The organism is Bacillus sp. XT-4, assembly GCF_050864245.1.
In the GTDB taxonomy this organism is placed as follows: domain Bacteria; phylum Bacillota; class Bacilli; order Bacillales; family Bacillaceae; genus Bacillus; species Bacillus altitudinis.
On sequence record NZ_JBPAFI010000004.1, the window covers coordinates 244,882 to 261,373 of the forward strand.

Below are 16,492 nucleotides of genomic sequence, written 5' to 3' on the forward strand. Positions count from 1 at the left end.
TAAGCGAATAGGGAGGAGAAGGAAGATGCCTGCGATTGTTGGACCCATCCATATTGAGTCTTTAGGCGGAAACGGCTCGGCTACTTTTGGTGACGTTCTCGCCATTGCCCCTTTGGCTGTAGATCACTCGACCGGTGGAGCGGGAGCTTTTAATTCAGGTGATTATATGTCCCTGACAAGCGATCCGAATGCCACCATGCTTTGGGACTTTACACTGTTTGGCCAGCCTCAATCATTTAATGCATAAAAGACAGCTGATCATAGGACATATCAGCTGTCTTTTTTATGTTGGATAGACACGTATTGTTCCGCTAGGCATATGATGAGGGTAGTAAAGGTGGTGGAAAGATGCCAGCAATTGTTGGACCCATTCATATTGACCGTGTCATAGGAAACGGTTCTGCACATTTCGGCGATGTGTTTGCCATTTCGCCAAAAAGTGTGGATCATTCCGCTGGTGGTTCAGGCACCTATAATGCAGGAGACTTTGTTCAATTTTTCAACAATCCGAACGTCACATTTGTTTGGGATTCAAACCTCATCAGCCAGCAAAAGAGCTTTAACGCATAGCCAGCTTTGAAAGGGTCTCCTTTTCAGAAGCTGTCTTTTTTTATGGTACAATGGATAGAAGAAGGAAGAAGAAAAAGGGGGGAAAACACATCAAATGAAAATAAGAAAAGCGCATCTGACAAGCGGGCAACCAACAACCTACAATGTATATTTACATGAAAATAAAAAAGAATATAAAACGCTTGTCGCTGTACCTGATATGGAATGGAGTATTTCTATCGCGTATGAAGACGAAAAAACGCAGCTTGAGCAAGCACTAGAACAATCTTTAAACAAAAGAGTAGAAATAGACGAAGCCCGTGAACTTGCACAAAAAATTGTGCACTGGGTCACAGAAATGTAAATTCAGAAACCAGGAGTGAACACAGCAATGAAAGAAGAATCCGTAGACTTTTATTTGCAGCAAGGGATATTTGGACATGCTGAAACAAAACCAGATGAACGAAGAATGTTTCTCGGCTCATTAAGAGAACGTGCTCTTCTCGCTCTGACAAAAGGACAAGTATCGAGACATAAATCGTATCAAGAGGTAGAGCAAGTATTGAAGGCAAACCGAGAGGCCACTGTTCTTTTAAATGGTGAATTGTCATATGCTTCTTATTCTCCATATGTCAAAATGGCAAATGCCGCTGGTTGTTCTTTTAAAGTGGTCAACCATCACGAGTCACATTCACCTTTTGGGCTTGTGATAGAGGTGCCGCATGCGATCAATCAAGAGCACATCTATATAGAAGATGAGCTTTTTCAAAAAGCTTTTTCTCGTGAATCTGTTGAATAGGTTTCCCTAGTGAAATGAATAAGCTATAATGATTCAAAAGAGCATATGGGAGAGATGCGGATGGGCAAAGCATTGATTTGTATTGATTATACAGTTGATTTTGTTGCAGACGATGGAAAACTGACGTGCGGAAAGCCTGGACAGGCGATTGAGTCGAAGATCACAGAGATCACTTCCTCATTTATTGATGAAGGACACTTTGTTGTTTTTACCGTCGATCATCATGAAGAGCAAGATCCATATCATCCAGAGACAAAGTTATTTCCGCCCCATAATATTCGCGGGACAGAAGGAATTGAACTTTACGGAAAACTAAGTTCACTATTTCACACGTCAACACATTTAAATCATGTCTATTATATGGAAAAAACAAGATACTCTGCTTTTGCAGGCACTCAATTAGAAATGAAACTGCGCGAGCGTGGCATCACTGAACTTCACCTAGCCGGAGTGTGTACCGATATTTGTGTACTTCATACAGCTGTTGATGCGTACAATAAAGGCTTTGAACTTGTGATTCATGAGAATGCCGTAGCGAGTTTTAATGAAGCGGGGCACGAGTGGGCACTTTCTCACTTTGAGCATACGCTTGGTGCGAAAGTGGTTAAGTAAGGGAAGGAGAATGGAAGTTGGAGCATCGGTTTATTGACGACAGTTTATCACTACATACAGATCTTTATCAAATTAACATGGCAGAAACGTATTGGAGAGACGGCATTCATGAGAAGAAGGCAGTCTTCGAACTCTTCTTTAGAAAGCTTCCATTTGACAACGGCTTCGCTGTATTTGCTGGTTTAGAGAAAGCGATTGAATATTTATCGGACTTCTCCTTCACCGAGAGCGACCTTGCATATTTAAAAGATGAACTCGGTTATAAAAGCGATTTCATTGAATACTTAAGCGGATTGTCTTTTACAGGGACACTTCATTCAATGAAAGAAGGAGAAATTGTCTTTGCGAATGAACCTATTATGCGCATCGAGGCAACACTTGTTGAAGCGCAGCTAATTGAAACGGCACTGCTCAACATCGTGAACTTCCAGACGCTAATTGCAACAAAGGCGGCTCGTATTAAAGGAATCATTGAAGATGAGACAGCATTAGAATTCGGAACAAGACGTGCGCATGAAATGGATGCAGCCATGTGGGGAGCAAGAGCAGCACTGATCGGCGGATTTCAGGCAACAAGTAATGTCCGTGCAGGGAAACGCTTCAATATTCCCGTATCAGGCACCCATGCCCATGCCCTTGTACAAGCATATCGCGACGAATATACTGCATTTAGAAAATATGCCGAAACACATACAGACTGTGTCTTTTTAGTGGATACATATGATACGGTCAGATCAGGCATTCCAAATGCGATTAAGGTAGCGAAAGAATTCGGTGATAAAATCAACTTTATTGGGGTCAGACTTGATAGTGGAGACCTTGCCTACTTGTCTAAAAAGGCGAGAACGATGCTGGATGAAGCTGGATTCCATGACGCCAAGGTCATTGCATCAAGCGATCTTGATGAACACACCATTATGAACTTAAAAGCACAAGGTGCAAAAATTGATGTATGGGGTGTTGGAACGAAACTGATTACCGCATTCGATCAGCCAGCTCTTGGTGCTGTATATAAGCTTGTATCGATTGAAGAAAACGGTCAGATGAATGACACGATCAAAATTTCTTCTAACCCAGAGAAAGTGACAACACCAGGCCGTAAACGAGTGTATCGCATTATCAATCAATTGAATCATCACTCTGAGGGAGACTACATTGCCCTTGAAGAAGAAGATGTTCAAAGTGAAGATAAGCTGAAAATGTTCCATCCAGTTCATACATTTATCAGCAAATTTGTGACAAATTTTGTGGCAAAGGACCTTCATGTCCCAATTTTTGAACAAGGGAAGCTGGTGTATGATAATCCAGATATCCAAACGATTCAAGCATATGTGCAGGATAGTCTCGGACTCTTCTGGGAGGAATACAAACGAATCAGCAAACCAGAAGAATACCCAGTCGATTTGAGTCAAAAATGCTGGGATAATAAGATGCAGTTTATCCATGATGTGAAAAATAAAATCAAAAAAGAGCTTTATGAAAGCTGATTACCCCGGGAAAGGAGATCATCAAGCCAGATGGTCTCTTTTTTTTCATGTTGGACGATTCAAAATGAACCTTATGGGCAATCATTTGGTATACTGAAGGCACATCTTGTTTGTCATTGCATAAAGGAGGAATGGAGCAGTTGAGGGTGTTTGTTGCAAGGCAGCCTATTTTTAACAGAAAAGAACAAGTCGTATCATACGAGCTGCTTTATAGAGATAGTGAAACCAATACATATAGCGCTGAAGATGGTGATCAAGCGACAACGGACCTCATTATCAATAGTTTTTTAAACATTGGCATCGAAACACTGACAGAAGGAAAACGATGCTACATCAATTTCACCGAAAGCTTGCTTTCGTCTGATCTGCTCACTTATTTTGATCCACATCAGCTTGTGATCGAAATATTAGAAAATGTACCGATTACCCCGGCACTTATTATGAGATGTAAGCAATTAAAAAAGTGGGGATACACGATTGCGCTCGATGATTTCTTTCTGAGCGGAACACATTTTCATGACAAGTTACTCGATGAACTCCTCTATTGCATTGATATTTTAAAAATTGATTTTCTGAAAACAACATGTAAAGAACGAAGAGACATTTTACATACATATAAAAAGTATCGACTTCGATTCCTTGCTGAAAAGGTAGAAACGCGAAAAGAATATGAAGAAGCGTTAGAAGCTGGCTTCCATTTGTTTCAAGGATATTTCTTTAGTGAGCCGCACGTCATTTCGGGACGAGCCTTATCGACTAGCTTCCACGCATACCATCAGCTATTGAATGAGCTGAGCAAGGAGCAGCCGAATATTCAGACCGTGACGCACTTTATAGAAAGTGATCTTTCCCTTTCATATCAATTATTAAAAATGCTGAATTCTGGCGGCATGAGACGTCTTTATCAAATCAAGAGTATTCGTCAGGCGATTATCCTGCTTGGGTTTAATGAAATACGGCGATGGATCTTTATCCTTTCATTTAAAGAACTAAATGTCCAAGCCAACTCAAGCCAAAAGGAAATCATCAAAATGTCGTTCATTCGTGCCAAAACGTGTGAACTCATTGCTAGTCGGACTGAACGAGAGCATCCCGCTTCTTATATGCTGACAGGTATGTTTTCACTCATTGATACGCTTGTCAGGGCGGACATTACTGAACTTGTGAAAGAACTGCCTCTTTCGGATGAAGTAGGTGAGGCACTGCTTGGCTATGAAAATGACTATTTCCTTGTGTTAGACATTGCCAAACGTATTGAACGAAATGAATGGGATGATGAGATGTTAGGTGGAAGTCTCCCTAAGCAGGAAGCCTACGGCTGTTATATAGAAGCCATTGAATGGTGTCATAAAATGTTTGAATCTTAAGAAAAGCCGCTCCCACTAGAGCGGCCTTTTTCTTTGTTATCCCCACTGTAAAAGTAGAAAAAGCCTACTGGAAGAGAGGGATAAGTAGATACGGATGCCTTCTGGACTAAAGCGGATATCGATATTGCTTTTCACCCCAATCTGCTTCAGCATTCGAATCACACTTGCGGTGTCAGCACGTTCAGCAGCTTCCATGATTCGCTGTCCAAACGAAAGCGAACCGGAAATCTGCTGTGTAATGAGGGATGCATCAGCCACGAGACGGGTTGATTCCTTTGCAGCCTTTTGAAACGCATGAGCATCTACTGGAGGAAAAGTCATAGGTGTTCGCGGGTATGCGTTCCCCATTGCGGGAACCTGCAAAGGCGGATAAGGAACATAGTAAAACACATGGTCACCTCTTCTCTCATTGAAGTGAATTTGGACGGATATCTGTTCTAAATGTATGAAGAAAATCCGAATAAAGAATCAAAATGATCTTTCTACCTTTGCATATTCATCATAAAAATAGGTACTTTTGCGGTCAATTTCGGTGAATGTCGCCAAAAAATTGCGGTGTCTACAGTAGAGCCTGTCGTCTGACCTATAACATGAAAAACCGAGGAAATAGAGGGGATCGTATGTTCTGTATCGTGAGAATTGTGACGAATGATGCCTGTTCATGTCGCAAAAATGACGTATTTCCTTTGAAATTGAGATAAAAGTATCATTTGAAAAGTCTGAAAATGATGAAAAAAGACCTATTGAATTTTGCGGTATCACGCACACATTTTGTGCATACTTTTCGGTGAAAAAATACTCAATAGCATTTACACTGTTAGTAACAGATCAAATACTTATGACCCAATCAACATACACAAATACATTGATCTTCCAAAAAAGGAGAGTGGAATCGATGGAAAAGTATGAAATCGAAGAACTTAAACAACTATTATGGAAACTTGAAAACGAAATTAGAGAAACAACGGCTTCTCTTCATAACATTAACAAAAGCATTGATCAATACGACAAATATGAATATGTGAAAATTTCTTAAAGACTTGATAACCATCAAGTCTTTTTTTTATCCAAATACATACAAAAAAAGGATATATTATTATATAATTGTTAAATAGTGATGTCAGTGGACATTTGCTTATTTCTTTTTAGTAAAATAAGAGGCGAGAGGGTGAGGATCAAGATCGAGTATGCTAAACTATCTAGAGAATACAAAAATCAAGCAGAAAATGTCTGATTTTATTCAACATGCAGTCAGGCAAAATGATTTACAAAAGCTGCTTCTCGAATTTACAGATATAAAGAATGAATTTCATTTTGGGCAATTGGCTTACCAACATTATGAGGCATTTGGCGGACAAGACAAGCAAGCGATTACAAAACTGGCAGCAGGGATTGAACTTCTCATCTTATCTGCCGATATATTAGATGATATTGAAGATCAGGATAATGATTCGTATCCTTGGATGAAATGTCAGAGCGGAATTGCGATTAATGCGGCGAATGTTCTCTTTGCATTGAGTTTTGATGTGTTTTCAAAGCTTGATCATGGAGCGAAGCTTTTAAACAATGTATATTCTTATTCCATTCAGTCAATGCAAGGGCAGCATATAGATATGACACTGGAGCCAGAGAATGAGCAGGATTGTTTAAATATCATGAAGTTAAAAGCAGGGTCACTGTTTGTGTTACCTTGTGTGTTAGGTGTTGTTTTGGCAACAGGTTCTTTTGAAAAGAAGGTAGAAGAATATGCTTATTACCTAGGAATGGCGGAACAGCTTGAAAATGACTATCTAGGTCTTTTTAATAAAGATAATGTTGACTTTAAAAGAATGCAAACATTACCGCTAGTTTACTTGAAAAATGAGTTTAATCCATCTAGTTCAGACTTGCTCAGTTATTTTCAATCAAAGGATAAGAGTGCCGGCTCTGAAGAATTAAAGGATAAATTAAAAAAATCTGGTGCTCAACAATATGTATTTATTATGAGAAACCTTCTCAGAAATAAGTTTAAAGAAGCATTCAAGAAACTACATTTAGAGGCTTCAAAAAAGAAAAAACTGATACTTTTTTTAAATGGAGATGGAGAAGATGAAAATTCAGGAATTGGTTAGTTATTTAGTGGAGAATCCTTCAACATTAAATCAAATTGCTAATGGGAACGCATCATTGCTTCACGTTGATCAAGAAACTGCAAGTATTATTGTTGACGGATTCCAGAAAGAAGACGTTATTAAAGCAATCATATGGGCAACTGCTTGAGTAGATAAATATTATGAGAAAGTTTTACTCTAAGTTAACAGTTATATTAGTTATCCTTAGCTTCATCTATGTGATTTACATCTCTTATATCAACGTATTTAATATTTTTGTTGGAGCAGCTGTTAAGGAAAATAGTCAGGGTCAACTTGAGGTAGTGGATGTCGATAATTTTACAGATAGCTATCTAGCTGGAGTTAGGAAAGGCGATATCATACTTGAAGTGAATGGGAATAAAAAACCAGTTGAAGAAGTTAAAAGAGGTTTTTTAGCTAATGTTAAAAGTTTAGTCGTTGATAGACATGGTGATAAAATTGATTTAGAGAATGTAAGGTTATTGAGTCAAGCGAATCTGTTTATTTATCTAATACCAGTCATTCTTTATTCCATCTGTCTATTTTGTATATTTATGATTTTAAAAATGAATAAAGCAAACCAAAAAGAGTCAGCTTATATTTTAGCTTTATTTCTTTTGGCGGTGTCTATAGGTTATGTAAGTTCTGGTGGTTCTGGAAAAGGTGAGGCTATCAGTCGTATTCTTGTAATCGTTACAATGAATATTGTACCTCCACTATATATGCACTTTATGTATCAATATTTAAAAGAATTAGGAACAGAGATTATTCGTCGTCGAGTTCTTTTTTATTTGTATCTAGTTCCAGTGACTAACGTTTTATTAGTTTTATTCTATAAAAATAAAGCAGGACCAGTAGATCTATTAGCATATGTCAATTTACTTTCATTTTTTGTTCTGGCTTTCCTTTCGATTATTATCACTATAAGGGCTGCTAAAAAATTGAAAGACAATGAAGTCAGCAATGTACTTCGAGCATTTGCACTCATTTTAATCTCAGCATTCAGTCCATTCATGCTATTTTTTATCATTCCTTATTTTTTTGGTATATATTTTATTTCACCGTATGTTGTTGCATCGTTTGTTCTTTTAATTCCTTTTTTCTTAGTCTATCAATTTATGTCAAATAAGCTATATAATGTTGATTTCTTTATGGGAAGGATTAAATACTACGGTTTTTTAGCAATTACACCAACAATACTAGTGGTTGTTCTTTTTGATTTTATTCAAAAGCCAAATGCAAATTTCTATACAGTGAAATTTACGATTATCACGTACATTCTTATGCTTACCGTCTTCTACTTTAAAGAAATTATCGATTTCCGTTTTCGATTGAAGCGTTTTTCAGAGAAGCATAATTATCAGGATAGTGTATTTAAATTTACACAGCTTATTCGTGAGGCGTCATCACTTCATCAAGTATTGTATCATTTAAAATACACCATCTTAGAAGTACTTGTTGTGAACAAAGCCTTTGTGCTTGAAGTGAAGGCAGATGGACAAATTGTTGAAATTGATGAATCAATAGAAGAAAGCCAGCTATGGAAAGATTATGTGGACCAATTTCAAGATATTTTAGGTGAAGTTGGTAAAATCATCGGGCTTGATAAAGGGTTTATGATGAAAATTGGTGAGCGGGGCGGTCACTCGTTTGTGATTTGCTGTTTATCTAATTTACGGACACCTAAGCTGACCCGCGATGAAATTTCATGGCTGAAAACATTGGCATTTTACACAAGTGTCAGTTTAGAAAATGTCGTCAAGATTGAAGAATTGATGGAGCATCTTGAGGATTTGAAACAGCGGGAAGCCAATCCCGCCTGGCTGAAGAAAGTCATGTTCGCCATGGAAGAGAAGCAGCGTTCAGATTTAGCGAGGGATCTTCATGATTCTGTGCTGCAGGATTTGATTTCACTGAAGAGACAGTCCGAGATGTTCTTAACCAATTTCCAAAACAACCAATGCCCAACATCTATTGAAAATTCATTGATCTCATGGAATGAACAAATGTCTAAGGTGATTCAAACCACGAGAGAAACATGTCATGAACTTCGGCCACAGCTCCTCTATGATTTGGGGTTAGTGAAGGCAATTTCGAAGCTGACTTCGCAAATTCAAGAGGAAGCGCCATTTCATATTAGGCTGAATACAACCCGCTTTGATAAAGAACTGGACATTGATATTGACTCACAGCTGAATATTTACCGGATTGTGCAGGAGCTGTTATCCAATGCGTTGAAGCATTCTAAGGCCAGCCAAGTCTTAGTGATGCTCATTTGTATTAAAGATCAAGTTGTTCTCCATTATGAGGACGATGGAGTCGGATTTGATGCAAGCCAGCTTGATCAGCACACGATGAGCATGGGTCTTTCTGGCATAAGGGAACGAGTCAAAGCTCTAAATGGAAAGCTTCAAATTCACACGGCACCTGAAAAAGGGCTCAAGGTGAAAATTGAAATGGAATTGTAACGATTTCTTAAGGAATAAGACTTGGCATCTGCCAAGTCTTTTATATAAAATGGAAGTGAGTGATTTAAAGGGAGGAAGACATGAAGAAGATATTGGTCATTGATGATCATCCGGCTGTCATGGAAGGGACAAAAAGCATATTAGAATCAGATCAGCAGCTATCAGTCGATTGTTTAAGTCCTGATGCAGAAGGCGCCTTTTTAAAGACGCATGACTTTTCCATCTATGATGTGATCTTGATGGATTTAAATCTCGGGGATATCAATGGAATGGACATTGCCAAACAAATTCTAGAAACGAATCAACAAGTGAAAATTATCATTTATACAGGATATGAAGTAGATGATTATTTCGAAGAGGCCATTCGAGCTGGATTGCATGGTGCAATAAGTAAAACAGAGACAAAAGACAAAATTATTGAATACATACACCGCACATTGCAAGGAGAAGTTGTCATTCAGCTATCCTATTTAAAGAAATTAATTTCACAGCAGCAAGAGAAGCCAGAACAGGCGCAGCAGACGGATCATGAGCTGTTAACAGAGCGTGAATGTTTAATCTTAAGAGAAGTGGAAAAAGGGTACACAAACCAAGAGATCGCCGATGTGCTTCATTTGAGCAAACGCTCGATTGAATACAGTTTGACCTCCATCTTTAATAAGCTGAATGTTGGATCTCGAACAGAAGCGGTGTTAATTGCAAAATCGGAAAGTGTGCTGTAAACGTGTGAAGGGAGAGGGCCTTGATGGATGTGAGTGGTTCAAATACACTGCTTGAGGCACTGGGGATTGAGATTGTGGAATGCAATACGTCACGATGCGTGGCGACAATGCCAGTTGATCACCGAACAAAACAGCCATTTGGATTACTGCATGGAGGAGCATCAGCTGCTCTAGCAGAAACAGTGGCAAGCATGGGTGCTGCTGCTCATTTAGACTTAACTCAGCAGGTTTGTTCAGGTATTGAAATCAATGCCAATCATTTAAAATCTGTACGTGATGGAGTGGTGACAGCTACAGCTGTTCCTGTACATGTAGGACGGCGTACAATGGTATTCCAAATCGATATAAAAGATGATCGAGACCGTCATATCTGTACGTCAAGATGTACACTCGCTGTCATTGATCGCATATAAAAAAGCTCCCGGTGCAGCGGAAGCTTTTTTTAATACCCTTTTATGAACATGCAGGTAAAGTGAACAAGACCTGAATGTCAGGTTCTTCATTTATAAATAAGAGTCTTCTTTTCGTTTAATGACAAAGTTACGGAAACCGCCATAATCATCTTGGACACTTCGTTTGTCCATTTTCACACCAGTGTTGTAAGCGGCTCTTCCGATCAAATGAGCGCCGACTGGTGCGGTCAGAAAGATAAAGACAATCCCAAGCAGGATTTTCGCAGAGATGATCCCTGCAAGAAACCATTCATGAAAGAACACACCAACTAAAATGAGAACAACACCAAGTGTCGATGCTTTTGATGCAGCATGCATACGTGTGTAAACATCCGGCAGGCGAAGGACACCAATGGCTGAAATCAAACAGAGGATAGAGCCAAGCAGAATAAAGAAAATCACGATCGCTTTAGCGATGACGATCATTTTCAATCACTTCCCCTTTCTCAAGGAATTTGGAAAAAGCGACAGTGCCGATAAAGGCAAGAATACCGAGCAGTAAAATAATTTCAAAGAACGTAGTGGTTTTCAGTAAGATAGACACGATGGCTGTCATCCCAATTAAATTGATTCCTATCGCATCAAGCGCACTGACACGATCAGGGATAGAAGGTCCTTTGATGACCCGTATGACAAAAAGCAAAGTAGACAGCGCAAGAATTCCAAGTGACATTTGCAAGATCAGTTCCATTACTTACCGCTCACCTCCTGAATCGCTTTTTCAAATGATACCCGAATATCGTGGATGGCTTTTTCAGCATCTTCAATATCCATCGCATGAATATATAAAATCGAGCGATCATCGGAAATATCGATGACCAGTGTACCAGGTGTTAATGTAATCATATTGGCCAGTATGGTGATTTCCCAATCTGTTTTTAAATCTGTACGAAAGGCGAAAATACCAGGCTTGATTTTAAGCTTTGGAGATAACACCGTCTTGAGTACACTCAAATTAGCAAGAAGCAGCTCTCTGATAAAAATGATGACGAGCTTGAAAATCGCATACAGGGCATAGCCGTAAAAACGTTGCGGGAAGAATCGCCGCAGCATAAAAATGGCGATCATCCCTAGTGCAAAGCCTGATACAAAGTCTGCAGCTCTGTATGTATCATTCATAAACATCCATGTAAAGGCGAGGAGGGCGTTTAATAATATTTGAAAGGCCATGTTCATCTACTCCTTCAGCACAGCTTGAATATATTTTTCTGGTGTTGAAAGCATTTCCGCAGCTTGATTGATATAAGGTGCAATGAATTCTGTGCCTAATCCAATCGCAAGAGATAAGACAACAAGCAGTACCCCAGGATACACCATTCCTCTAATGGATGGCTTTCTTCTTCGCATATCCTGTTCCTCTCCCCAAAACGCGAGCATGAAAATCCTCATAACAGAATAAAGGACAAGAAGACTGGACAGTAAAACAAGGATAGAGAACGTCATGTACCCAGCAGAAAACCCACCTTCAACAATTTTCAGCTTGCCAACAAATCCACTTAGCGGAGGAATACCCGCAAGTGATAAAGCCGATATGAAGAACATCCAGCCGAGTAGAGGCTGGGATTGAATCAGCCCACCCATTTTTTTCAGATGGTTGGTTCCAGCATACACAAACAGTGCCCCTGCGAGCATAAATAGAGCTCCTTTGATCACCATATCGTGAATGAGGTAATAAATGGCGCCTTGAAGTGATGCCGGTGTATTGGCCGCAATCCCAAACAAAATGACACCAACAGCCGTGACAATGTTATAAATCACAATTTTTTGCACATCAGAATAGGCGATAGAGCCAATGACACCGAATATAACCGTTAGAGCGGCTAGCCAGGCCATAATTGTATGTGTAAAACCTGTATCATGTATAAAGATGAGCGTAAAGACCCTGGCAATCGCATATAGCCCGACCTTTGTCAGCAGTGCACCAAACAAAGCTGAAATCGCTGCTGGCGGAGCATGATAAGACCCTGGCAACCAGAAATAAAGCGGGAAGACCCCAGCTTTTAAGCCAAATACGATCAGGAACAGAATCGAAATCACGGTGATTAACCCTGTTTGCCCAGATTCAGCTATTTTCACACTTAAATCAGCCATGTTCAGTGTGCCTGTGACTGCATATAAACACGCTACGCCAACAATAAATAATGCCGATGAGATAATATTAAACACAATATATTTCAGTGATTCACGAAGCTGAGGCTTTGAACCACCCAGAACAATGAGCATATAAGATGCCATCAGCAACAATTCAAAGAAGACAAACAGGTTGAAAATATCTCCCGTTAAAAAGGCACCACTGACACCAGCTAACAAGAATTGGACACCAGAATAATAGAACAGCCGCTCTCTTTCTTTCCCAATCGTTTGAAAGGAAAAAAGAACTGTGACAAGTCCAACAATGGAAGCGGTCAGCACAAGAAGCGCAGCAAACTGATCGGCCACAAGGGCAATGCCAAACGGTGCTTTCCAGCCGCCCAAATAAAGGGTTTGTATGCCGTTTGTGAAAATCGTTTGGACCAAATAGACATTACAGATAATGGCTAAAAGAGATGCAAACACACTAAAGCCTCTCGACAGCATGGTGTTTTTATTCATAAAAATCAATAGTGTAGCAGCTAGTAATGGAATTAATATAGGCAGGATCACGAGATTATTCATGCTGATCATTTCCTCTCATTTGATCCATGTCATCTGTTCTCAGCTCTTGGAAGGCACGGAAGGCCATCACGAGCAAAAAGGATGTTACACCAAAAGCAATGACAATGGCTGTTAAAATTAATGCTTGTGGCAATGGATCTACATAGGATGTGAGCCCCTCTTTCAAAATAGGAGGTGCTCCCTTTTTTAAGCCGCCCATTGTTAATAGAAGCAAATGGACGCCGTGACTTAAAACGGCAGTACCGACGATGACCCGCAGAAGGCTTTTTGAAAGCATTAAATAGGTCGCTGCCATAAAAATGATTCCGACGATAATAGACATTAGAAATTCCATTATTCCTTCTCTCCAATCGTTTGAATAATGGTCATGGTGACACCAACAACAACTAAATACACACCGATATCAAATAGGACCGCTGTCGCCAGTTCTGTTTTCCCTAGAAACGGCAGTTGGAAATAATCAAATGCATGGGATAGGAAAGGTGCTCCGAACAGAAAAGATCCCATACCTGTTAGGATGGCAACGAGCAAACCGACACCAGCCACATAAATAAAGTCAAATGGTAAAATGCGTCTGACTGTTTTAAGGTCATAGGCTAAAAGCAGAAGGACGACAGCACCAGCACTCATCAAACCGCCAATGAATCCTCCGCCAGGATTGTTATGTCCTGCAAGAAATAGGTGAAGTGAGAAAAGCAAGATGATGAATGCTGTAATTTTAGTTGTGACTTGTAAGAGCATATCATTCGTATCAATCTTTCTCATCGCCGTAAGCCTCTCTTCCGTTTTCCTTGTGCTTTTACCTTCAATAATCCATAAATACCGAGTGCCGCAATGGCCAGCACTGTAATCTCAAAGAGTGTATCAAAGCCCCTGAAATCGACAAGAATGACATTGACAATATTGTCTCCGCCAGCCAGTTTGTAGCTGTTTTCAATGAAGTACGTTGAAATTGTGTCAAGAGATTGCTGGCTTGTTGAAGCGAAAGCAAGACAGGTGACAACGACTCCAACACCTAATGAGATGATCAAATTTGTTAATTTAAATCTTCGTGTTTTTTGCTTCAGGCTCAGCTTTGGCAAATGATAGAAGCAAAGTAAAAACAGCGCGACAGAAATGGTTTCAATAATGAGCTGTGTCAGCGCAAGGTCAGGTGCTCTGAAAATCACGAAGAATAGTGACAGTGTGTAGCCCATAACACCTAGCGCAATAATAGCTGTTAAGCGTGAACGAGCAAATACAGTCGTGACTGTCGCTGCGACCATCACAAGTGAAAGGATGACTTCGTACGTGCCGATTGATGCAGCGTGCTCAGTTTGAAATGAGAAGGCTTGCTTGTAGAACATCACGCTGCCAAGCACGATAATCATAAACCCAAATACATAGACAAGATAGTCACGAAGGAATCCTGTCATATAGCTGTTTGTTAGGCGGTAAGCCCCTTTTTCTACACCTATAAGTGAACGATCATACAAAGCGTTAAATGACCATTTTTCCTTAAATATGTTGTACATTGGGCGCCATTTTGACAGCGTTAAATAGCCAATGGTACCGAGCGCAACTACACCAATTGTCATGTAAAGCTCTGGCTGGAATCCATGCCACGCTTCAATTTTTACTGCAAAGCGGCTTCCTGTTTGAATGGCTTCTGGAATGATCGCTTGAATGGCAGGTTCAATGACAGAATAGGCAAGAATATTAGGGAAAAAGAAGAACGTGACCACAAGTGCAGCTAAAATAATTGGCGGGATCAGCATACCAATCGGTGCTTCATGCGGTTTTTTCTCCAATTGATCGATATTCAGACGGCCTCTAAATGTTTTGAAGACGATCATCATACTGTAGATGAACGTGAACACACTAGCGAGCCAAGCGATAGCAGGGAAGACAGCCCCCCATGTTGACACATCCGTAAAGCTGATGTCAGAAATCCGGATCATACTTGTGAAAAATAGCTCTTTACTTAAAAATCCATTAAATGGCGGGAGTCCAGCCATCGAGAATGTACCAATTAACGTAATTGTAAAGGTAATTGGCATGATGGTCATTAATCCACCTAATTTGCGAATATCACGTGTACCTGTTTCGTGATCGATAATCCCTGCTGCCATAAAGAGACTACCTTTAAAGGTTGCGTGGTTAATGAGATGAAAAATAGCAGCAAGAACGGCTGCGCCAAAAAAGGCAGGGTTGTTTTCATGAATGGCAGCTGCGCCTACTCCTAGCATGAGCATAATCATCCCGAGTTGACTCACTGTCGAGAAGGCCAGAATGGCTTTCAAATCATTTTGCCGAACGGCGTGGAAAGATCCCCAGAATAGTGTGATAAGTCCGACAATCGAAATGGTCCAAAACCACACCTCTGATATAGCAAAAATCGGACTAAAGCGGGCAACCAGATAAATACCGGCTTTGACCATAGTAGCAGAATGTAGATAACTGCTTACAGGGGTTGGTGCTTCCATGGCATCAGGCAGCCAAATATAAAATGGGAACTGCGCTGATTTCGTGAAGGCCCCTAGTAAAATGAGAACCATCGCAGGGATGAAATAAGGTGATGCCATAATGAGCTGAAGCTGATTGACTGCTTCGCGAATACTGAATGAATCAGTGATCAGGTAAATGAGGATGAAGCCGCCAAGCATAGCTAATCCACCAAACACAGTAATAAGCAGTGATTTGGTTGCTCCGTAACGAGAACGCTCACGCTTATACCAATACCCAATTAAGAGGAAGGAAGAGATACTAGTTAGCTCCCAGAACAAATAAAGTACGACCATGTTGTCAGAGAGAACAACACCGAGCATAGCGGTCATAAACATTAATAAATACGTATAGAAAGAGCCAAGCTGTTCTTTTTCCTTTGATAAGTAGAAAATACTGTACAGTACCACAAGTGCACCAATACCTGTGATGAGTAAAGCAAATAACAGGCTGAGACCATCTACATACACAGTGAAATTCATCCCTAGAGAGGGAATCCATTCAGCTTGTGAGAACAACGTTCGTCCATTCGAGGTGATCTGGAGCATTTGGATGAAATAGGTAAATAAAAGAATAGGCAAGATGAGAACAAACCATCCTGTATGTATACGCCTTACGTATTTAAAGAGAAAAGGGACGACAAAGGCAAGTAAAAAAGGTGATAGGATGGCGAAGTGAATAAGCTGCAAGAAAATGAACCTCCTTTGATCAATATAAATTCACGTTCTAAAGAACTGGTAACTAAAATTATAGCGTAAATACAGACATAGTGCATTGGTTTGAACT

Annotated in this window: 21 protein-coding genes; 13 read left to right on the top strand and 8 right to left on the bottom strand. The window is 40.0% G+C overall.

The genetic code is table 11. The features are described from left to right. Positions 1 to 25: 25 nt before the first annotated feature. The 7 genes from ACRRMM_RS13345 (at position 26) to ACRRMM_RS13375 (ending at position 4,814) form a co-directional block, all read left to right on the top strand. Complete coding sequence (locus tag ACRRMM_RS13345) at positions 26 to 247, top strand: spore germination protein (RefSeq protein WP_008345880.1); 222 nt, start codon at positions 26 to 28, stop codon at positions 245 to 247. A 101-nt stretch (positions 248 to 348) separates the two neighbouring features. Continuing rightward, the gene (locus ACRRMM_RS13350) at positions 349 to 570 is read left to right on the top strand and encodes a spore germination protein (RefSeq protein ID WP_008345878.1); all 222 of its coding nucleotides are present in this window, start codon (positions 349 to 351) and stop codon (positions 568 to 570) included. Positions 571 to 664: 94 nt separating this feature from the next. Next, entirely contained in the window at positions 665 to 913 is a 249-nt protein-coding gene (locus tag ACRRMM_RS13355) for a YueH family protein (RefSeq protein ID WP_008345876.1), read from the top strand. 27 nt (positions 914 to 940) lie between these two features. Continuing rightward, positions 941 to 1,348, top strand: coding sequence for a YueI family protein (locus ACRRMM_RS13360; RefSeq protein ID WP_007500468.1), 408 nt, complete (start codon positions 941 to 943; stop codon positions 1,346 to 1,348). 60 nt (positions 1,349 to 1,408) lie between these two features. Further along, positions 1,409 to 1,960 carry a cysteine hydrolase family protein gene (locus tag ACRRMM_RS13365; protein WP_428828584.1) on the top strand — a complete coding sequence of 184 codons (552 nt, stop codon included), beginning with the start codon at positions 1,409 to 1,411 and terminating at the stop codon, positions 1,958 to 1,960. A 17-nt stretch (positions 1,961 to 1,977) separates the two neighbouring features. After that, positions 1,978 to 3,447: a nicotinate phosphoribosyltransferase gene (locus ACRRMM_RS13370; RefSeq protein ID WP_017358937.1), complete on the top strand. Its 1,470-nt coding sequence runs from the start codon at positions 1,978 to 1,980 to the stop codon at positions 3,445 to 3,447. Positions 3,448 to 3,587: 140 nt separating this feature from the next. Further along, on the top strand, positions 3,588 to 4,814 hold the full coding sequence (locus ACRRMM_RS13375) for an EAL and HDOD domain-containing protein (protein WP_428828983.1): 1,227 nt from the start codon (positions 3,588 to 3,590) through the stop codon (positions 4,812 to 4,814). A gap of 36 nt (positions 4,815 to 4,850) precedes the next feature. Here the strand turns inward: ACRRMM_RS13375 and ACRRMM_RS13380 are convergent, their stop codons facing one another. Further along, positions 4,851 to 5,204 (bottom strand): hypothetical protein, encoded by a 354-nt coding sequence (locus tag ACRRMM_RS13380; protein WP_019744042.1) that lies wholly within the window; start codon positions 5,202 to 5,204, stop codon positions 4,851 to 4,853. Between the two features lie 505 nt (positions 5,205 to 5,709). Here ACRRMM_RS13380 and degQ point away from each other — a divergent pair. From degQ to ACRRMM_RS13410, 6 genes are all read left to right on the top strand, one after another. After that, positions 5,710 to 5,850 carry a degradation enzyme regulation protein DegQ gene (gene degQ, locus ACRRMM_RS13385; RefSeq protein ID WP_003213123.1) on the top strand — a complete coding sequence of 47 codons (141 nt, stop codon included), beginning with the start codon at positions 5,710 to 5,712 and terminating at the stop codon, positions 5,848 to 5,850. Positions 5,851 to 6,001: 151 nt separating this feature from the next. Continuing rightward, positions 6,002 to 6,925 (top strand): polyprenyl synthetase family protein, encoded by a 924-nt coding sequence (locus ACRRMM_RS13390; RefSeq protein ID WP_079920598.1) that lies wholly within the window; start codon positions 6,002 to 6,004, stop codon positions 6,923 to 6,925. After that, positions 6,903 to 7,073 carry a competence pheromone ComX gene (comX, locus tag ACRRMM_RS13395; RefSeq protein WP_017358941.1) on the top strand — a complete coding sequence of 57 codons (171 nt, stop codon included), beginning with the start codon at positions 6,903 to 6,905 and terminating at the stop codon, positions 7,071 to 7,073. The genes ACRRMM_RS13390 and comX overlap by 23 nt, the downstream gene beginning before the upstream one ends. Positions 7,074 to 7,086: 13 nt before the next feature. Beyond that, positions 7,087 to 9,393: a sensor histidine kinase gene (locus tag ACRRMM_RS13400; RefSeq protein ID WP_060781354.1), complete on the top strand. Its 2,307-nt coding sequence runs from the start codon at positions 7,087 to 7,089 to the stop codon at positions 9,391 to 9,393. 80 nt (positions 9,394 to 9,473) lie between these two features. Continuing rightward, positions 9,474 to 10,115: a response regulator transcription factor gene (locus ACRRMM_RS13405; RefSeq protein ID WP_007500477.1), complete on the top strand. Its 642-nt coding sequence runs from the start codon at positions 9,474 to 9,476 to the stop codon at positions 10,113 to 10,115. 23 nt (positions 10,116 to 10,138) lie between these two features. Next, positions 10,139 to 10,528, top strand: a complete 390-nt coding sequence (locus tag ACRRMM_RS13410) for a hotdog fold thioesterase (RefSeq protein WP_008345855.1) — start codon at positions 10,139 to 10,141, stop codon at positions 10,526 to 10,528. Positions 10,529 to 10,618: 90 nt separating this feature from the next. Here the strand turns inward: ACRRMM_RS13410 and mnhG are convergent, their stop codons facing one another. From mnhG to ACRRMM_RS13445, 7 genes are read right to left on the bottom strand one after another with little or no spacing between them, the layout of a single operon-like run. Then, positions 10,619 to 10,993: a monovalent cation/H(+) antiporter subunit G gene (gene mnhG, locus ACRRMM_RS13415; protein ID WP_008345852.1), complete on the bottom strand. Its 375-nt coding sequence runs from the start codon at positions 10,991 to 10,993 to the stop codon at positions 10,619 to 10,621. Continuing rightward, entirely contained in the window at positions 10,977 to 11,258 is a 282-nt protein-coding gene (locus ACRRMM_RS13420) for a Na(+)/H(+) antiporter subunit F1 (protein ID WP_008345849.1), read from the bottom strand. Before ACRRMM_RS13420 ends, mnhG begins: the two co-directional genes overlap by 17 nt. After that, on the bottom strand, positions 11,258 to 11,737 hold the full coding sequence (locus ACRRMM_RS13425) for a Na+/H+ antiporter subunit E (protein WP_008345848.1): 480 nt from the start codon (positions 11,735 to 11,737) through the stop codon (positions 11,258 to 11,260). The genes ACRRMM_RS13420 and ACRRMM_RS13425 overlap by 1 nt, the downstream gene beginning before the upstream one ends. A 6-nt stretch (positions 11,738 to 11,743) precedes the next feature. Then, positions 11,744 to 13,222, bottom strand: a complete 1,479-nt coding sequence (locus ACRRMM_RS13430; RefSeq protein WP_249670092.1) for a Na+/H+ antiporter subunit D — start codon at positions 13,220 to 13,222, stop codon at positions 11,744 to 11,746. Beyond that, a complete protein-coding gene (locus tag ACRRMM_RS13435; protein ID WP_003213576.1) occupies positions 13,215 to 13,556 on the bottom strand; it encodes a Na(+)/H(+) antiporter subunit C in 342 nt (113 codons plus the stop codon). Before ACRRMM_RS13435 ends, ACRRMM_RS13430 begins: the two co-directional genes overlap by 8 nt. After that, on the bottom strand, positions 13,556 to 13,987 hold the full coding sequence (locus ACRRMM_RS13440; protein ID WP_008345843.1) for a Na(+)/H(+) antiporter subunit B: 432 nt from the start codon (positions 13,985 to 13,987) through the stop codon (positions 13,556 to 13,558). Before ACRRMM_RS13440 ends, ACRRMM_RS13435 begins: the two co-directional genes overlap by 1 nt. After that, positions 13,984 to 16,395 carry a Na+/H+ antiporter subunit A gene (locus tag ACRRMM_RS13445; protein WP_407974479.1) on the bottom strand — a complete coding sequence of 804 codons (2,412 nt, stop codon included), beginning with the start codon at positions 16,393 to 16,395 and terminating at the stop codon, positions 13,984 to 13,986. The genes ACRRMM_RS13440 and ACRRMM_RS13445 overlap by 4 nt, the downstream gene beginning before the upstream one ends. Between the last annotated feature and the right edge of the window lie 97 nt (positions 16,396 to 16,492).